The 18,971-nt window shown below is 54.9% G+C and carries 16 protein-coding genes; 11 read left to right on the top strand and 5 right to left on the bottom strand.

Annotated features, from left to right (window positions below):
- Positions 1 to 51 precede the first annotated feature (51 nt).
- From degS to zapG, 3 genes are all read right to left on the bottom strand, one after another.
- Positions 52 to 1,119: an outer membrane-stress sensor serine endopeptidase DegS gene (degS, locus tag M987_RS03140; protein ID WP_014071983.1), complete on the bottom strand. Its 1,068-nt coding sequence runs from the start codon at positions 1,117 to 1,119 to the stop codon at positions 52 to 54.
- A 92-nt stretch (positions 1,120 to 1,211) separates the two neighbouring features.
- Entirely contained in the window at positions 1,212 to 2,579 is a 1,368-nt protein-coding gene (gene degQ, locus M987_RS03135; protein ID WP_014071982.1) for a serine endoprotease DegQ, read from the bottom strand.
- Positions 2,580 to 2,750: 171 nt separating this feature from the next.
- Positions 2,751 to 3,149: a Z-ring associated protein ZapG gene (zapG, locus tag M987_RS03130; protein ID WP_014071981.1), complete on the bottom strand. Its 399-nt coding sequence runs from the start codon at positions 3,147 to 3,149 to the stop codon at positions 2,751 to 2,753.
- Between the two features lie 189 nt (positions 3,150 to 3,338).
- Between zapG and zapE the strand changes: the two genes are divergently transcribed.
- The 11 genes from zapE (at position 3,339) to nanQ (ending at position 12,547) form a co-directional block, all read left to right on the top strand.
- The gene (zapE, locus tag M987_RS03125; RefSeq protein ID WP_014071980.1) at positions 3,339 to 4,463 is read left to right on the top strand and encodes a cell division protein ZapE; all 1,125 of its coding nucleotides are present in this window, start codon (positions 3,339 to 3,341) and stop codon (positions 4,461 to 4,463) included.
- 290 nt (positions 4,464 to 4,753) lie between these two features.
- A complete protein-coding gene (rplM, locus tag M987_RS03120) occupies positions 4,754 to 5,182 on the top strand; it encodes a 50S ribosomal protein L13 (protein ID WP_014071979.1) in 429 nt (142 codons plus the stop codon).
- 15 nt (positions 5,183 to 5,197) lie between these two features.
- Positions 5,198 to 5,590 (top strand): 30S ribosomal protein S9, encoded by a 393-nt coding sequence (rpsI, locus tag M987_RS03115; protein ID WP_003860436.1) that lies wholly within the window; start codon positions 5,198 to 5,200, stop codon positions 5,588 to 5,590.
- A 308-nt stretch (positions 5,591 to 5,898) separates the two neighbouring features.
- Complete coding sequence (gene sspA / locus M987_RS03105; protein WP_014071978.1) at positions 5,899 to 6,537, top strand: stringent starvation protein SspA; 639 nt, start codon at positions 5,899 to 5,901, stop codon at positions 6,535 to 6,537.
- Between the two features lie 5 nt (positions 6,538 to 6,542).
- Complete coding sequence (gene sspB / locus M987_RS03100; RefSeq protein ID WP_041162289.1) at positions 6,543 to 7,040, top strand: ClpXP protease specificity-enhancing factor; 498 nt, start codon at positions 6,543 to 6,545, stop codon at positions 7,038 to 7,040.
- 102 nt (positions 7,041 to 7,142) lie between these two features.
- Positions 7,143 to 7,925 carry a transcriptional regulator NanR gene (gene nanR, locus M987_RS03095; RefSeq protein ID WP_014071976.1) on the top strand — a complete coding sequence of 261 codons (783 nt, stop codon included), beginning with the start codon at positions 7,143 to 7,145 and terminating at the stop codon, positions 7,923 to 7,925.
- Positions 7,926 to 8,047: 122 nt separating this feature from the next.
- Positions 8,048 to 8,941 carry an N-acetylneuraminate lyase gene (gene nanA / locus M987_RS03090; RefSeq protein ID WP_014071975.1) on the top strand — a complete coding sequence of 298 codons (894 nt, stop codon included), beginning with the start codon at positions 8,048 to 8,050 and terminating at the stop codon, positions 8,939 to 8,941.
- Positions 8,942 to 9,033: 92 nt separating this feature from the next.
- A complete protein-coding gene (locus M987_RS03085) occupies positions 9,034 to 10,524 on the top strand; it encodes an MFS transporter (RefSeq protein ID WP_014071974.1) in 1,491 nt (496 codons plus the stop codon).
- 4 nt (positions 10,525 to 10,528) lie between these two features.
- Positions 10,529 to 11,233: an N-acetylmannosamine-6-phosphate 2-epimerase gene (locus tag M987_RS03080; protein WP_014071973.1), complete on the top strand. Its 705-nt coding sequence runs from the start codon at positions 10,529 to 10,531 to the stop codon at positions 11,231 to 11,233.
- The gene (gene nanK, locus M987_RS03075) at positions 11,214 to 12,068 is read left to right on the top strand and encodes an N-acetylmannosamine kinase (RefSeq protein WP_014071972.1); all 855 of its coding nucleotides are present in this window, start codon (positions 11,214 to 11,216) and stop codon (positions 12,066 to 12,068) included. Before M987_RS03080 ends, nanK begins: the two co-directional genes overlap by 20 nt.
- A gap of 11 nt (positions 12,069 to 12,079) precedes the next feature.
- Positions 12,080 to 12,547: an N-acetylneuraminate anomerase gene (gene nanQ / locus M987_RS03070; RefSeq protein ID WP_014071971.1), complete on the top strand. Its 468-nt coding sequence runs from the start codon at positions 12,080 to 12,082 to the stop codon at positions 12,545 to 12,547.
- 35 nt (positions 12,548 to 12,582) lie between these two features.
- Here nanQ and M987_RS03065 read toward each other — a convergent pair whose 3' ends face one another.
- Together M987_RS03065 and gltB are read right to left on the bottom strand one after the other, a co-directional pair.
- A complete protein-coding gene (locus M987_RS03065; RefSeq protein ID WP_014071970.1) occupies positions 12,583 to 14,001 on the bottom strand; it encodes a glutamate synthase small subunit in 1,419 nt (472 codons plus the stop codon).
- A 9-nt stretch (positions 14,002 to 14,010) separates the two neighbouring features.
- Positions 14,011 to 18,471, bottom strand: a complete 4,461-nt coding sequence (gene gltB / locus M987_RS03060; RefSeq protein WP_041162137.1) for a glutamate synthase large subunit — start codon at positions 18,469 to 18,471, stop codon at positions 14,011 to 14,013.
- Between the last annotated feature and the right edge of the window lie 500 nt (positions 18,472 to 18,971).

Below are 18,971 nucleotides of genomic sequence, written 5' to 3'. Positions count from 1 at the left end.
CGCCACCCGGCAAAAAAAACCGAAGCACAGGCTTCGGTTTTTTTATGCGCGTCAGTTTGTGGCCGGGTATTCCTGGATAGTCACCTGGATTGTCAGCTTCTTATCATTACGCATCACTTCTACCGGAATGATCGAACCTGGACGGATTTCCGCAACCTGATCCATGGTCTCCAGCGCAGATACCGCCGGTGTGCCATTCACTGACACAATCACATCGTTGACCTGAATACCTGCATTGGCTGCCGGGCCGCCAGGTGACACTTCGTTGACCACGATCCCCTGGATCTGATCAATGCCGCCACCCTGGGTATGCATTGGGGCAATTTCACGTCCGCCAATACCAATGTAGCCACGGATCACGCGACCATCGCGGATCAGCTTGTCCATGATTTTGGTGGCCAGCTGGAACGGGATTGCAAAACCGATCCCCTCAGGCGTTTCGCCGTCATTACTCTTATCGAAAGATAAGGTGTTGATCCCCATCAGTTCACCCAGCGAGTTCACCAGCGCGCCGCCGGAGTTACCGTGGTTGATAGAGGCATCCGTTTGCAGGAAGTTTTGTCTGCCTGATGGGTTCAGGCCGATTCGACCGGTGGCGCTGATAATCCCCTGGGTAATGGTTTGCCCCAGGTTGTATGGGTTACCAATCGCCAGAACAACATCCCCGATATGCGGCGTACGTTTGCGGTTAATCGGGATGACCGGCAGGCCGCCAGTGGCGTTGATTTTCAGCACGGCAAGGTCGGTCAGGCTGTCTGAGCCAACCAGCAGCGCTTCAAACACGCGGCCATCCTGCAATGCGACGATTATCTGGTCGGCATCGTTGATAACGTGCTTGTTGGTAATGATATAGCCGCGTTCATCCATAATCACACCGGAACCGAGGGTGCGGATTTCCAGCTGGTTATGACTCGAACTGTTAAGACCGCGGTTATAGACGTTAACCACGGCGGGGGCGGCACGGCGAACGGCCTGGTTGTAAGTGGCAGGCGTTTCATCCGTGCTGTCAAATTGCGGTGCCGTCAGCTTATTGAACTGACGTAAAGACGGCATAGCCACTAACAGCAGGCCTGCAACAATCAAACCGATGGCAATAGAACGAAAGAGCTTTAAAAGCATGATGCGCGTGTCGTTAAAAAAGGAACGGTTTGCAGCATAACATGAGTTCTCCGGACATCACACGCAGCGGCGATGTCCGGAGTCGCAAATGCTTAGCGCAGTAAAATATAGATAGACTCATTGCCACGCATAATTTGCAGGGCAATGACCGTCGGTTTACTTTCCAGCACCTTGCGCATTTCCGCAATGGACTGCACGCGGTTGCGGTTCACGCCGATGATCACATCATCCTGATGTAAACCCGCCTGAGCTGCAGGGCTGCTTTTTTCGACGCTATCGATAGTAATGCCTTTCGTGCCGTCTTTAAGCTGCCCGTCACTCAGGGTCGCGCCTTGCAGCGCAGGGGCGATAAGCTCTGCGCTGGCCGAAGAGGACGTGCTTTTATCCAGCGTGACTTCCACATCCAGCGGCTTGCCATCGCGAATCAGGCCGAGTTTCACTTTGGCACCCGGTTCGGTGGTGGCGATACGTGAACGAAGCTCGGCAAAACTGCTCAAAGGCTTATCATTCAGGCTCACAATGACGTCGCCTGATTTTACCCCCGCCTTAGCGGAGCCGGAGTTTGGCAGCACTTCGCTGACAAACGCGCCACGCTGCACGTTGATGTTGAACGCTTTAGCGATATCCGCGCTCATCTCCATCCCTTTAATGCCCAACAGCCCGCGTTTCACTTCGCCAAACTGCATCAGTTGTTGCGCCAGGGTTTTGGCCATATTACTCGGGATAGCAAAACCGATACCGATACTGCCGCCGCCAGGCGCCAGGATAGCGGTATTAATGCCAATCAGTTCTCCGTTCAGGTTAAGCAGCGCGCCGCCGGAGTTACCCCGGTTAATAGAGGCATCGGTCTGGATAAAGTTTTCCAGCCCTTCCAGATTCAGGCCGCTGCGCCCCAGCGCGGAAATGATGCCGGAGGTTGCCGTTTGCCCTAAGCCAAACGGGTTACCGACCGCCACGGCGAAATCACCGACGCGAAGTTTGTCGGAGTCTGCGATGGCGATTTGCGTCAGATTACTGGGGTTTTGCACCTGCAACAGTGCGATATCACTCTGGTCATCACCGCCAATCAGTTTGGCATCAAACTCCCGGCCATCGTTCAGCTGCACGCTGATTTTATCGGCCTGGCTGATAACGTGATTGTTGGTCAGGATATAGCCTTTAGCGGCATCGATGATCACCCCGGAGCCCAGACCTTCAAAAGGCTGGGCCTGTTGGTCGGGGGATTCATCACCGAAATATTTTTTCAGTTCTTCAGGGACACGCTGGTTTTGCAGCGCAGTGCCTTCCACCTTTACGCTCACTACAGCAGGCAGCACTTTTTCCAGCATCGGTGCGAGGCTAGGAATGGTCGCCTGCCCCGGAACCAGCGCAGGCAGGCTTGCGGTTGCAGGGAAGGACGCCGAGAGAGATAACCCGACACTTAACGCGATAGCGCTTAAAAGCTGGTTTTTTTTCTTCATCGATGCTGACTCTCGTAACCTGAAATAAAGGAAGAACGGCCCCAAAAACATGTTGATGTTATTGAATTTTAAACCGCTGAACAATGAGGTGTTTGACTAAATAATAGCTGGGGTCAGAAAGAAAGGACGGGTGCAGCATGTGCACCCGTAAAATATATTCAGGTTGTGCGATTAATCGCGTTTTGCGCCACCGCGAAGCAGGCCGGATGCGCCGTCTGAATAGTCGCGTGGCATCTGCACCGGGGCTTGATCGTTACCGGCTTCGGAGTCAGCCAGACGATTGCGGAATGGGTTGGATTCCGCGGTCAGTTCCGGCAGCAGGCTGCTGGAGCTTTTTGCCATGTGTTGATACAGCTGGCGATAATCAGTCGCCATGTTGTCCAGCAGCTCGGCGCTACGGGCAAAGTGGCTGACCAGCTCTTCGCGATACTCTTCCAGTTCAGCTTTATTCTTTTCCAGTTCGTACTGTAAGGACTGCTGCTGACGCAATTTGCGATTACCGAAACGCATGGCCACAGCACCGATCACGATGCCGACGACTAAACCAATTAGCGCATATTCCCAGGTCATGAACTTCTCCCGTTGTCTTGTGATTCCGTAGGGTGTTGGCTCGGCTCCTGCCTGTGCCTGATAATGCCACTATAACCGCTATTTCCGCAGAAGTGGAATCCTGACGTATCATCGCGTAGTGTAGAACGGCCTTTTTTTCATCAGTCATGCACACTGATGAGCATTAACTGAAGGAATAACAACAATATCATGCAAAGCCTTTCCCCCTCATCGCGATACCAACAGGCCCTGAATGAGGGCTCGCATCAGCCGGATGACGTTCAGCGTGAAGCGGTAAACCGACTGGATACGATTTACCAGGAGCTCACGGCAAAACCCGCAGACGTAGTGCAAAGCGGTGGGTTAAAAGCGGCATTTGGACGGTTGCTCGGAAAAAAAGAGCCGCAGGTGAGTGCACCAGTTCGTGGCTTATATATGTGGGGAGGCGTGGGGCGCGGTAAAACCTGGCTGATGGATATGTTCTACCAAAGCCTGCCCGGAACGCGTAAACAGCGCCTGCACTTCCACCGTTTTATGCTGCGTGTTCATGAAGAGCTGACGGCGCTACAGGGGCAGAGCGATCCGCTGGATATTGTTGCCGAGCGCTTCAAAGCCGAAACGGACGTACTGTGTTTCGATGAGTTTTTCGTTTCCGACATCACCGATGCCATGCTGCTGGGTGGCCTGATGAAAGCGCTGTTCGCGCGCGGGATTACGCTGGTGGCCACATCGAACATTCCCCCTGACGAGCTTTACCGAAACGGTTTGCAGCGGGCGCGTTTTCTGCCAGCCATTGATGCTATCAAGCAGCATTGCGACATCATGAACGTTGATGCGGGTGTGGATTATCGTCTGCGCACGCTGACCCAGGCACATTTGTGGCTGTCACCGTTAAACGCCGACACACAAAGCCAGATGGATAAGCTGTGGCTGGCGCTTGCGGGTACGGCGCGAACTAACATGCCGGTGCTGGACATTAACCACCGGCCACTGCAAACGCAGGGCGTTGAGAATCAAACGCTGGCAGTCTCTTTCACCACGCTTTGCGTGGATGCCCGCAGTCAACATGACTACATTGCGCTTTCACGCCTGTTCCACACGGTGATGCTACTGGATGTGCCCGTCATGACGCTGCTGATGGAGAGCGAAGCGCGCCGTTTTATCGCGCTGGTGGATGAATTCTATGAGCGCCATGTGAAGCTTGTGGTGAGCGCAGAAGTGCCTTTATATGAGGTGTATCAGGGCGAACGGCTGAAGTTTGAGTTTCAGCGCTGCCTGTCGCGTTTGCAGGAGATGCAAAGCGAAGAGTACCTCAAGCGTGAGCATATGCCATAAATGCTACCTTCTCCCAGTGGGAGAAGGGCTGGGGGTGAGGGCATCAGGCCGCACAAAACTCACCCTCCGAAAAACCCGCTCCGAATCACATTTAAGGGTCGATCTTTGACCTCAACTTCTCTATAATCTTGCGACCCCACGTTACGAGAAGGTTTTTTTCCCGAAACTTTCTATGTGTCGGCATTTGCTATTCGAAGGGGTAGGTTTGCCGGACTTTGTCGTGTGAGCCTCAACTGACTAAACGTTTGGGTGTTCACCAACGTGTAACTTATTATTTGGGTAAGCTTTTAATGAAAACTTTTACAGCTAAACCAGAAACCGTACAGCGCGACTGGTATGTTGTTGACGCGACCGGTAAAACTCTGGGCCGTCTGGCTTCCGAACTGGCTCGTCGCCTGCGCGGTAAGCACAAAGCGGAATACACTCTGCACGTTGATACTGGTGACTACATCATCGTTCTGAACGCAGAAAAAGTTGCTGTAACCGGCAACAAGCGCGAAGACAAAATGTACTACCATCACACCGGCCACATCGGTGGTATCAAAGAAGCGACCTTTGAAGAGATGATTGCTCGCCGTCCTGAGCGTGTGATTGAAATCGCGGTTAAAGGCATGCTGCCAAAAGGCCCGCTGGGTCGTGCTATGTTCCGTAAACTGAAAGTTTACGCAGGTAACGAGCACAACCACGCGGCACAGCAACCGCAAGTTCTTGACATCTAATCGGGATTATAGGCAATGGCTGAAAATCAATACTACGGCACTGGTCGCCGCAAAAGTTCCGCAGCTCGCGTGTTCATCAAACCGGGCAGCGGTAAAATCGTAATCAACCAACGTTCTCTGGAACAGTACTTCGGTCGTGAAACTGCCCGCATGGTAGTTCGCCAGCCGCTGGAACTGGTTGATATGGTAGAAAAACTGGATCTGTACATCACCGTTAAAGGTGGTGGTATCTCCGGTCAGGCAGGTGCGATCCGTCACGGTATCACCCGCGCTCTGATGGAGTACGACGAATCCCTGCGTTCTGAACTGCGTAAAGCTGGCTTCGTTACTCGTGACGCTCGTCAGGTTGAACGTAAGAAAGTGGGTCTGCGTAAAGCACGTCGTCGTCCACAGTTCTCCAAACGTTAATCATTTTCTGCTCACGCAGAACGATTGGCGAAAAACCCGCTTCGGCGGGTTTTTTTATGGATAATGCTTAGGTTATCCACAAATTCAATGCATATATGTCCTCTTTTTCCACATTTCCAGAATCCCCTCACCACAATGGTCGTAAAATCTGGTAAACTATCATCCAATTTTCTGCCCAAATATCGGTGAATACTCGATTTTTGTTCGATTCTTGAACAATGTGTCTTCTCTGGGATGGGCGATATTTCATCTGGCTGGCCCTGGTGGGCTGGTAGCAGTAAAAATTCTGAATATACCTGGAGGTTTTCATGGCTGTCGCTGCCAACAAACGTTCGGTAATGACGCTGTTTTCTGGTCCTACTGACATTTATAGCCATCAGGTTCGTATCGTGCTGGCCGAGAAGGGTGTCAGTTTTGAGATCGAGCATGTGGAAAAGGATAACCCGCCTCAGGATCTGATCGATCTCAACCCGAGCCAAAGCGTGCCGACGCTGGTAGATCGTGAGCTGACCCTGTGGGAATCCCGCATCATTATGGAATATCTTGATGAGCGTTTCCCGCATCCGCCACTGATGCCGGTATACCCTGTTGCGCGTGGTGAAAGCCGCCTGTACATGCAGCGTATCGAGAAAGACTGGTACACGCTGATGAACGTTATCGTTAACGGTTCCTCGTCTGAAGCGGATGCTGCACGTAAACAACTGCGTGAAGAGCTGCTGGCGATTGCGCCAGTGTTTGGTCAGAAACCTTTCTTCCTGAGCGACGAGTTCAGCCTGGTAGACTGCTATCTGGCTCCGTTGCTGTGGCGCCTGCCTACGCTGGGTGTAGAGTTCAGCGGCCCGGGTGCGAAAGAGCTGAAAGGCTACATGACTCGCGTATTCGAACGCGACTCTTTCCTGGCTTCTCTGACAGAGCCGGAACGTGAAATGCGTCTCGGCCGAGGCTAATGACTGTGGAAATGTCACAACTTTCTCCACGCCGTCCTTATCTGCTGCGCGCCTTCTATGAATGGCTGCTGGATAACCAGCTCACGCCGCACCTGGTTGTGGATGTGACGTTACCGGGTGTGCTGGTGCCAATGGAATACGCACGCGACGGACAGATAGTGCTGAACATCGCACCGCGTGCGGTAGGTAATCTGGAACTGGCGAACGACGAAGTGCGTTTTAACGCGCGCTTCGGCGGTGTACCGCGTCAGGTTTCTGTGCCGCTCGCTGCTGTACTGGCTATCTATGCGCGTGAAAACGGTGCAGGTACCATGTTCGAGCCGGAAGCGGCTTATGATGAAGACGGTGCCAGCCTGAATGATGACGACGTATCCGACGATCGCGAAAGCGATACGGTGATGTCTATCATTGACGGTGACAAACCTGACCATCACAACGACCACGATCCTGATGACGATCCGCCGCCGCGCGGTGGCCGTCCGGCGCTGCGCGTTGTGAAATAATTAAACAGGCCCATCGGGCCTGTTTTGCTTTCTGCCCCTTTTCGCCACCTGTAATTTCCTGTGTTATGATGAATTTTTCTCCCTTTCCGGCACCGGACTGCAATGAAACCGACTGATCTTAAAGCTGAAAACTCTGATGAATCCATTGGCCGCAGCCTGCGACGTCGTCCGCTGGCGCGCAAAAAGCTGTCCGATATGGTGGAAGAAGAGCTGGAGCAGATGATCCGCCGCAAGGAGTTCGCTCAGGGAGAACAGTTGCCCTCTGAACGCGAGCTGATGGAGTTTTTTAACGTTGGGCGCCCGTCCGTGCGTGAGGCGCTTGCCGCGCTAAAGCGTAAAGGACTGGTGCAAATCAACAACGGAGAACGCGCCCGCGTCTCCATGCCTTCTGCTGATACCATCATCAGCGAACTTTCCGGCATGGCGAAAGATTTCCTGACCCAGCCTGGCGGCATTGCTCACTTTGAACAATTACGCTTGTTCTTTGAATCCAGTCTTGTGCGCTTTGCTGCGGAATATGCCACAAACGAGCAGCTGGAACGCCTGACAAAAGCGCTGGAAATCAACAGCGAGTCGCTGGACGACAACACCCTGTTTATTCGGTCCGATGTCGATTTCCACCGAGTGCTGGCCGAAATCCCCGGTAACCCCATCTTCATGGCGATTCACGTTGCGTTGCTCGACTGGCTGATTGCCGCGCGACCTAAAGTCGCAGATTCCGAACTTTATCAGCACAATGAAATCAGCTATCGGCAGCATATTGCGATCGTTGATGCGATCCGCCGTCGCGATCCTGATGAAGCCGATCGTGCGCTACAAACCCACCTCAACAGCGTATCGGCCACCTGGCATGCCTTCGGGCAGAATTCCAAAGCCAAAAAATAACGATCCTTTAGTGAAGCAGATCGCAATATAAGCGTTCTGTATGCCATTGCTGCTAAATTGATCTGGTATAACAGGTATAAAGGTATATCGTTAAAACAAACCAGTCATTCATTGAGGTATCTATGGCAACGCAATTACGTGGCGTAATGGCCGCACTCCTGACCCCGTTTAACACCCAGCAGGCACTGGATAAAGAGAGTCTGCGTCGTCTGGTGCAGTTCAATATTCAGCAGGGGATCGACGGGCTCTATGTTGGTGGTTCGACGGGGGAGGCCTTTGTACAAAGCCTGTCTGAACGTGAACAGGTTATGGAAATTGTGGCGGAAGAGGCGAAAGGGAAAATCACCTTGATTGCCCATGTCGGCTGTATCAGCACGACAGAAAGCCAGCAACTCGCCAGCGCAGCGGCCCGTTTTGGCTTTGACGCCGTGTCCGCCGTCACACCGTTTTACTATCCCTTCAGCTTTGAAGAACATTGCGACCATTACCGTGCAATTATTGATTCGGCTGATGGTTTGCCAATGGTGGTGTACAACATCCCCGCGCTCAGCGGCGTGAGGCTGACGCTGGATCAGATAGACACGCTGGTCACCCTGCCGGGTGTTGGCGCACTGAAACAAACATCAGGCGATCTCTTCCAGATGGAACAGATCCGCCGCGCGCATCCCGATCTGGTGCTCTACAACGGTTACGATGAGATCTTTGCATCAGGCTTACTGGCTGGTGCTGACGGCGGGATCGGCAGTACCTACAACATCATGGGCTGGCGTTACCAGGCGATCGCCAAAGCGATCCGCGAAGGGGATAACGTGACCGCTCAAAGGCTACAAAGCGAGTGTAACAAGGTCATCGACCTGCTGATAAAAGCGGGTGTCTTCCGTGGTCTGAAAACCGTGTTGCACTACATGGATGTGCTTTCTGTGCCGCTGTGCCGAAAACCGTTTGCACCAGTGGACGAACAATACGTGCCTGAGCTAAAAACCCTGGCAGAACAATTGATGGCAGAGAAGCGCTAATCCATTGCCGGATGGCGCTTCGCGTATCCGGCCCACAAAAACACGCTACGTAGCCGCCATCCGGTTACGTAAACCGTTATCGGGAGAGTGTTATGAGTATGTCTACCCAAAGCATCCCGTGGTACCGCCATCTTAGTCGCCCCCAGTGGCGCGCATTCTCTGCCGCCTGGCTGGGATATCTGCTTGATGGCTTCGATTTTGTGTTAATTGCCTTAGTTCTGACAGAAGTAAAAAGTGAATTTGGATTAACCACGGTGGAAGCGGCCAGCCTGATTTCGGCGGCCTTTATTTCACGCTGGTTCGGCGGGTTACTGCTGGGTGCCATGGGCGATCGCTACGGGCGTAAACTGGCGATGATCACCAGTATCGTTCTCTTCTCTTGCGGCACGCTGGCGTGTGGTTTCGCACCAGGTTACGTCACCATGTTTATCGCCCGTATGGTGATTGGTATGGGAATGGCGGGCGAATACGGTTCCAGCGCCACCTATGTCATTGAAAGCTGGCCGAAGCATCTGCGTAATAAGGCGAGCGGCTTTCTTATCTCCGGCTTTTCTGTTGGCGCGGTGATTGCGGCCCAGGTCTATAGCCTCGTGGTACCTGTTTGGGGCTGGCGGGCGCTGTTCTTTATTGGCATCTTGCCCATCGTGTTTGCTTTGTGGCTGCGGAAAAATATTCCGGAAGCCGAAGACTGGAAAGCAAAGTACCAGGACAAAGCGCCGGTACGTACGATGGTCGATATCCTGTATCGCGGCAAATACCGCGTGATCAACATCCTGATGACCCTGTTTGCCGGTACAGCGCTGTGGTTCTGTTTTGCCGGAGAGCTCAATAATGCGGGTCTGGTGGTCATTCTCGGCCTGCTGTGTGCCACGGTGTTTATCAGCTTTATGGTGCAGAGCAGCGGTAAGCGCTGGCCTACTGGCGTCACGCTGATGGTCGTTGTTCTGTTCGCTTTTCTCTATTCCTGGCCGATTCAGGCGTTGTTGCCCACTTACCTGAAAACCGAGCTGGCGTATGACCCGTCGACAGTGGCGCGCGTGTTGTTCTTTAGTGGATTCGGTGCGGCGGTGGGGTGCTGCGTGGGCGGCTTCCTCGGTGACTGGCTGGGCACGCGCAAGGCCTACGTCTGTAGCCTGCTGGCCTCACAGCTGCTGATTATCCCGGTATTTGCGATCGGTGGCGCAAATGTCTGGGTTCTGGGCTTGCTACTCTTTTTCCAGCAGATGCTGGGGCAGGGTATTTCAGGGATCTTACCTAAACTCATCGGCGGCTATTTTGATACCGACCAACGTGCCGCCGGGCTGGGCTTTACCTACAACGTGGGGGCGCTGGGCGGGGCGATCGCGCCGGTGATTGGTGCCTTGCTGGCGCAGAATATGGAACTGGGTACGGCGCTGGGTTCGCTCTCCTTCGGCCTGACGTTTGTGGTTATCTTGCTCATCGGTCTGGATATGCCTTCTCGCGTTCAGCGCTGGGTAAGACCGGAAGCTCTGCGTACCCACGATGCCATTGATGGTAAACCGTTAAGCGGTGCAGTGCCTTTCGGGGCGGATAAAAGCAGCCTGATTAAACACAAGGGATAACGTGATGTCATTGATTGAAACGCTTAATCAGAAGATAGCCGCAACCGGCGGATTAATTGTCTCCTGCCAGCCCGTCCCGGAAAGCCCGCTGGACAGGCCGGACATCGTCGCGGCAATGGCGCTTGCGGCAGAACATGCCAGCGCTGTGGCTGTGCGAATTGAGGGCATTGCGAATCTGCGTGCTGCGCGTCCGCTGCTCTCGATCCCGGTGATTGGCATTGTTAAACGCGACCTGCCTGATTCTCCGGTGCGCATCACGCCCTTTCTTGAGGATGTGGATGCCCTGGCGCAGGCGGGTGCTGACATCATTGCTTTTGACGGCACCGACCGCCTGCGCCCCGCCACACGTGAAGCCATCGTGGAGAGGATCCACCACCACGAACGGCTGGCGATGGCAGACTGCGCATCGCTGGAGGATGGACGTTATTGCCAGCAACTTGGCGCTGAATTGATTGGCTCGACACTCTCGGGCTACCTGACGCCGGACACGCCAAAAGACCCCGATCTTGCGCTGGTTCGCGCGCTAAGCGATGCGGGTTGCCGGGTGATTGCCGAAGGGCGCTATAACTCACCGGAGCTTGCGGCGCAGGCGATGCAGCACGGGGCATGGGCGGTGACGGTTGGCTCGGCAATCACCCGTCTTGAACACATCTGCCAGTGGTTTAATGACGCCATGCGCGAGGTGCGAAATGTCGACACTGGCCATTGATATCGGCGGCACCAAGCTCGCCGCGGCACTGGTGGATGGGCAAACCATTACCGCACGTCGGGAGTCCCCGACACCTGCCAGCCAGACACCGCAGGCGTTGCAGGAGGCACTCCAGGTGCTAATCGCACCCTTACTCATATCGGCAGAGCGGGTGGCGGTGGCTTCGACCGGGATCATCCACAATGGTGTACTGACGTCCATCAACCCGGCAAATCTGGGCGGGCTGGTGCAGTTTCCGCTGGTTGGGTTTCTCTCGGGGATCACTGATCTCCCGGTGATGGCAATCAACGACGCGCAGGCCGCCGCCTGGGCTGAGTTCTGCGCCTTACCTGCCGGTGACGATATGGTGTTCCTGACGGTTTCAACCGGCGTGGGCGGCGGTGTGGTTCTCAATGGGAAATTGCAGACCGGCAGCGGTGGGCTGGCGGGGCATCTTGGGCACACGCTGGCCGACCCCGGCGGGCCGCTTTGCGGTTGCGGGCGCAGAGGCTGCGTCGAGGCTATTGCGTCAGGGCGCGGGATTGCGGCTCAGGCGCAGGCGGAACTTGCGGGGCTGGACGCAAAAGCGATATTCGTGCAGGCCGCGCAGGGCGTTCCCCAGGCGCGAAGTCTGGTTGCACGCTCTGCACAAACGCTGGCACGGCTCATTGCTGATGTTAAAGCTGTCACCGATTGCCGGAATGTTGTCATCGGGGGCAGCGTCGGTCTGGCCGACGGGTATTTACCGCAGGTTGCGGAATATCTGTCGCAAGAGCCGGAGATTTATCAGGTCGCGCTCCGGGCCGCACATTATCGTCATGATGCCGGGCTATTGGGCGCGGCGTTATTAGCATAAGGATACGCGTCATGATTCTGGGAACATTGTCGTCACTCACTTCATCAGGCCTGCCTTCTGCCTGGGTCAATGCGTTAACGCTGGCGCTTAGCGCACGTCCGCAGGAGAAAGCACCCGGACACTATGCACTTCAGGGGGATGACGTCTTTATGAACGTCATGCAATTTGCCACGCAACGGCCGGAACAAAAGAAGGCAGAGCTGCACGAGCAATATATTGATATCCAGCTTCTGTTAGCCGGAGAAGAACGCATTCTGTTTGGCACGGAGGGCTCTGCGCGGGAGTGCGAGGAAAAGCATGTCGCTGAAGATTATCAGCTTTGCTGCCACATTGAAGAGGAACAATCACTGGTACTAAAACCGGGAATGTTTGTGGTGTTTATGCCCGGAGAGCCGCATAAACCGGGATGTGTGGTGGGCACAGCAGGAGAAATTAAAAAGGTGGTGGTAAAAGTTCGCGCCAGCCTGTTGGCGGCATAAAAAAAGCCGGATGGTGTTGCCATCCGGCTTATGTCTTACACTTCCAGGTAGTTCAGAATACCGTCTGCCGCTTTACGACCTTCGGCAATCGCGGTGACCACCAGGTCAGAGCCGCGCACGATATCACCACCGGCGAAGATTTTCGGGTTGCTGGTCTGGAATGCGTTATCGCTGCCTTCCGGTGCAATCACGCGGCCCTGAGAATCCAGCTCCACGCTGTGCTTCGCCAGCCACTCCATGCTGTGAGGACGGAAACCAAACGCCATCACTACCGCGTCTGCCGGGATCACATGCTCTGAGCCTGCCACGATTTCAGCGCGACGACGGCCTTTTGCATCCGGTGCGCCCATTTCAGTGCGCGCCATTTTCACGCCGCTCACTTTACCGTTGGCATTCACTTCAACACCCAGAGGCTGGATGTTGAACTGGAACTCCACGCCCTCTTCACGCGCGTTTTTCACTTCGCGTTTGGAGCCAGGCATGTTCTCTTCGTCACGGCGATAAGCACAGATAACGTGAGTCGCATTCTGACGAATGGAGGTACGCACGCAGTCCATCGCGGTATCACCACCGCCCAGTACGACCACGCGTTTGCCTTCCATGCTGACGTAAGGCTCATCGGCAGTTTCACCGTAACCCATAATCTGCTTGGTGTTAGCAATCAGGAACGGCAGCGCGTCGTAAACGCCTGGCGCTTCTTCGTTCTCCAGACCACCGCGCATGGACTGATAAGTGCCCACGCCCAGGAACACGGCATCGTAATCTTTCAGCAGATCGTCGAGTTGCACATCGCGACCCACTTCCACATTCAGTTTGAACTCGATACCCATGCCGGTGAAGATTTCACGGCGGCGGGTCATCACCTCTTTTTCCAGCTTGAAGGCCGGGATACCGAAGGTCAGCAGACCACCGATTTCCGGGTGACGGTCAAAGACCACCGCCTTCACGCCGTTACGGGTCAGGACGTCCGCACAGGCGAGGCCCGCCGGACCTGCACCGATGATCGCCACGCGTTTGTCGGTTTGCTTCACGCCGGTCATATCCGGGCGCCAGCCCATCTCGAACGCTTTATCGTTGATATAGCGCTCGATGTTACCGATGGTCACTGCACCAAACTCGTCGTTCAGCGTACAGGAACCTTCACACAGACGGTCCTGAGGACACACGCGGCCGCAGACTTCCGGCAGGGTGTTAGTCTGGTGAGACAGCTCGGCGGCTTCAAAAATACGCCCCTCGTTGGCCAGTTTCAGCCAGTTCGGGATGTAGTTGTGTACCGGACATTTCCATTCACAGTAAGGGTTACCGCAGGACAGGCAGCGGTCTGCCTGTGCTTTGGCCTGGCCTTCTGAAAATGGCTCATAGATTTCAACAAATTCAATTTTACGGATCTTCAGCGGTTTCTTTGGCGGATCAACACGCTGCAAGTCGATAAACTGGTATACGTTCTGGCTCATCTGAATTCCTTACTGCGCCTGCACACGCAGCTCTGCTGCGCTACGACTACGGTGACCCAACAGTGCTTTAACATCGCTGGACTTCGGTTTAACCAGCGCGAATTTCGCAGAGAACGCCGGCCAGTTCGCCAGAATCTCTTCGCCGCGCGAAGAACCGGTATGCTGCACGTGTTCGGTAATCAAACCGCGCAGGTGTTCTTCGTGGATGGCCAGCGTATCAACGTCCAGCACTTCCACCAGTTCCGGGTTCACGCGTTTGCGGAACTCACCGTCTTCATCCAGGACGTAAGCAAAACCGCCCGTCATGCCTGCGCCGAAGTTCACGCCGGTTTTACCCAGTACGCAAACAATCCCGCCTGTCATGTATTCACATCCGTTATCGCCAATGCCTTCCACGACGGTGATAGCACCGGAGTTACGCACGGCAAAACGCTCACCTGCACGGCCTGCTGCGAACAGACGACCACCGGTTGCCCCATACAGACAGGTGTTACCGATGATGCTTGCATCGCAGCTGCGGAAGGCTGAACCCACCGGAGGACGAACCGCCAGCAGACCACCCGCCATGCCTTTACCCACATAGTCGTTAGCATCGCCGGTCAGGTACAGCTCAACGCCGCCTGCGTTCCACACACCGAAGCTCTGACCCGCAGTACCGCTGAAGTGAGCGGTAATTGGATCGGCAGCCAGACCCTGGTCGCCATGCGTTTGCGCGATGTAACCAGAGAGTGATGCGCCAACAGAACGGTCGGTGTTGCGGATATCGAACCAGAACGTTTTGCTCTGTTTGTCATCCACGTAGGCTTTTGCCTGTTGCAGCAGCTGCGCGTTCAGCACACCGTTATCGAACGGCGGGTTGTTCTCGGTGCAGTACACCGCTTTACCCGGATGCGGCTCGGCCGTTTCCAGCAGCTTAGACAGCTCCAGTTTCTGCTGTTTGGCAGTGAAACCTTCCAGCTCTTTCAGCAGGTCGGTACGGCCAATCAGGTCGACCAGGCGTTTCACGCCCAGCTGCGCCATCAGCTCGCGGGTTTCGCGGGCGATAAAGTCAAAGTAGTTGGTCACTTTGAACGGCAGACCATGGTAATGGTTCTTACGCAGCTTCTCGTCCTGAGTCGCAACACCGGTTGCGCAGTTGTTCAGGTGACAAATACGCAGATATTTACAGCCCAGCGCGACCATTGGACCGGTACCGAAGCCGAAGCTTTCAGCGCCCAGAATCGCCGCTTTGATGATATCCAGACCGGTTTTCAGACCGCCATCCACTTGCAGACGGATCTTGTGACGCAGGCCGTTTGCCACCAGTGCCTGTTGGGTTTCCACCAGACCCAGTTCCCACGGGCAACCCGCATATTTCACGGAGGAGAGTGGGCTTGCGCCTGTACCACCGTCGTAACCGGCAATGGTAATCAGGTCGGCATAGGCTTTTGCCACACCGGTTGCAATGGTGCCGACGCCCGGTTCGGAAACCAGCTTCACGGAGATCATCGCTTTCGGGTTGACCTGTTTCAGGTCGAAAATCAGCTGTGCTAAGTCCTCGATAGAGTAAATATCGTGGTGCGGTGGCGGGGAGATCAGCGTCACACCCGGCACGGAATAGCGCAGTTTGGCGATGTACGGCGTGACTTTATCACCCGGTAACTGACCGCCTTCGCCCGGTTTAGCACCCTGAGCGACTTTAATCTGAATGACGTCGGCGTTGACCAGGTACGCTGGCGTAACGCCAAAGCGACCGGATGCCACCTGCTTGATACGGGACACTTTGTTGGTGCCGTAACGGGCAGGATCTTCACCACCTTCGCCGGAGTTTGAGTTCCCGCCGATGCTGTTCATGGCTTCCGCCAGGGCTTCGTGGGCTTCCGGGCTGAGAGCACCGATAGACATAGCTGCGGTATCAAAGCGCTTGAACAGCTCAGTCGCAGGCTCAACCTCGTTGATGCTGACGGCTTCATCACCTGGATTCACTGCCAGCAGGTCGCGAAGCGTCGCCGCAGGGCGGTTGTTAACCAGCTCAGCGTACTGCTGATAATCGCTGTACTCGCCGCTCTGTACGGCCTGTTGCAGGGTGCGCACCACGTCCGGGTTGTAGGCGTGATATTCCCCACCGTGGACGTATTTCAGCAGGCCACCCTGATCCAGCGGCTTACGTGCCAGCCAGGCGCGTTTTGACAGATTCACCAGGTCTTGTTCGAAGTCGGTGAAACCGGCCCCGCCGATACGGCTGATCACGCCCTGGAAGCACAGTGACGCCACGTCATCGTGAAGGCCAACGGCTTCGAACAGCTTCGAGCAGCGGTAAGAGGCAATCGTCGAGATGCCCATTTTGGACATGATCTTGTACAGGCCTTTGTTGATGCCGTTACGGTAGTTCAGCATCACAGCACGGTACTCTTTGTCGATAGCACGGGTATCAACCAGACGCGCCAGCGTTTCGTAGGCCAGGTACGGATAGATTGCGGTCGCACCGAAGCCTAACAGCACGGCAAAGTGGTGCGGGTCACGTGCGCTGGCGGTTTCAACAATAATGTTGGCGTCGCAGCGCAGGCTCTTGTCGACCAGACGCGTCTGGATAGCACCCACGGCCATTGGCGCAGGTACCGGCAGGCGGTCTTTCGCGATATTACGGTCGGACAATACCAGCAGAACGGTACCATTGCGCACCATCTGTTCGGCTTTGTCACACAGCGCATTCACCGTCTCTTCGAGGCTCGCTTTGGTCACGTCGAACGTGATATCGAGCGTGTCGGCGCGGTAGTGCTCCTCTTTCATGGTGGTGAGCTGTTTGAAATCGGAGTACAGCAGGATCGGCGATTTAAAGGTCAGACGGTGCGCCTGGCCTTCGGCTTCGCAGAAGACGTTCATCTCGCGGCCGATGCTGGTGGCCAGTGACATTACGTGAGCTTCACGCAGCGGATCGATTGGCGGGTTGGTTACCTGCGCAAACTGCTGACGGAAGTAATCGTAAATGATACGTGGCTGGCTGGAGAGCACGGCAAACGGGGTGTCATCGCCCATGGAGCCAACGGCTTCCTGGCCGTTTTCCCCCAGCACGCGGATAACGGAATCCAGCTCTTCAGCGCTGTAGTTAAACTGTTTCTGGAAGCTTGCCAGCGTATCGTCGTCCATTTCGCGACTGCCGACATCTTCATCAGACAGGTCTTCGAATGGCACAAGGCGACGCACGTTTTTCTCCATCCACTCTTTGTACGGATGGCGGCTCTTCAGGTCGTGATCGGTTTCAGCGGAGTGCAGGATACGCCCACCGCGGGTGTCGATAACCATCAGCTCACCCGGGCCAACGCGGCCTTTTTCGACCACTTCGTCAGGCTGGTAATCCCAGATACCGACTTCAGAAGCACAGGTGATGAGTTTGTCTTTGGTGATGACGTAGCGCGCCGGACGCAGACCGTTACGGTCCAGGTTACAGGCAGCAAAACGACCGTCGGACATGACGATGCCCGCCGGGCCATCCCACGGCTCCATGTGCATGGAGTTAAAGTCAAAGAATGCGCGCAGCTCCGGATCCATATCCGGGTTGTTCTGCCAGGCGGGTGGCACGAGCAGACGCATGGCGCGAACGATATCCATACCGCCTGCCAGCAGCAGTTCCAGCATGTTATCCATTGAGCTGGAGTCAGAGCCGGTTTCGTTGACGAACGGCGCTGCATCGTGCAGGTCAGGGATCAGCGGGGTCTGGAACTTATAGGTACGGGCGCGTGCCCACTGGCGGTTACCGGTAATGGTGTTGATCTCGCCGTTGTGCGCCAGATAGCGGAACGGCTGAGCCAGCGGCCAGCGTGGAACGGTGTTGGTGGAGAAGCGCTGGTGGAACAGGCAAATGGCCGATTCCAGACGCAGGTCCGCCAGGTCCAGGTAGAAGCGCGGCAGGTCAGCCGGCATACACAGACCTTTATAGATGTTCACCAGGTTAGAGAGGCTACAGACGTAAAACTCTTTATCTTCCTGGAGACGCTTTTCAATGCGGCGACGGGCGATAAACAGACGGCGTTCCATATCACGTGGACGCCAGCCCGCAGGCGCGTTAACAAAAATCTGTTCAATACGAGGCAGCGAGGAGAGGGCGATTTCACCGAGCACCCCTTCGTTGGTTGGCACATTGCGCCAGCCGACAATTGACAGGGTTTCACGTTGAAGTTCTTCTTCGACGATGCGGCGTGAGGCGGCCGCTTTTTCAGGATCCTGATTCAGGAACAGCATCCCGACAGCGTAGTTTTTGGCTAAACGCCAGCCGCGTTCTTCCGCAACGATACGGAAGAAACGATCGGGTTTTTGCAGCAGCAGGCCGCAACCATCACCGGTTTTACCATCGGCAAGGATTGCACCACGGTGCTGCATCCGGGCCAGTGCGTGAATGGCAGTACGCACTACCTTGTGGCTAGGTTCGCCTTCTATGTGGGCGATCAGGCCGAAACCACAGTTATCCTTCTCAAGGGATTTATCGTACAACATATCAGTGAACCTCCCCAGGCTCGTCGGGCTTCCCACTGAACTTTACCGTGGCGCACAGGCACAGAAAGAGCATGGCGACGGGGTTTGCGTTTCATACGCGTACCTCGCATTCGCCCTCTTTTCATCCTTTCGCGCAGGTAAACAAGTTTGAGGACTTGCTTCAGAGGGAATCTCAATTACTGCATAAATATGATGAGCAGGCCGCTCATCCAGAAAGCTTCCAGCGGATTTCCAACTTATCGGGAATTGGTACACAGGTCAAATGGCAATCTTATTTATACAAAAATGTGCTAAAGAGGTGTTAACTAATTGAATATAAATAGTATTTAACTATTTTTACATCTGCTAAACGTCCTGAGAAGTCACCGCGGAGTGTGATCTGACTCACTATATGAAAGCGGTATTATCAATGCAGCGTGCTGAATAGCGGTTTTTTGGCAGGATTTTAATCTGGTACTGGCTTTAAACCCGCATAAAGCCACTGTTTTTCAGTGTTGATA

The organism is Enterobacter soli ATCC BAA-2102, from assembly GCF_001654845.1.
Lineage (GTDB): Bacteria > Pseudomonadota > Gammaproteobacteria > Enterobacterales > Enterobacteriaceae > Enterobacter > Enterobacter soli.
Note: the sequence above shows the minus strand (reverse complement) of the source record. Positions and strands in the feature narration are given on the sequence as shown.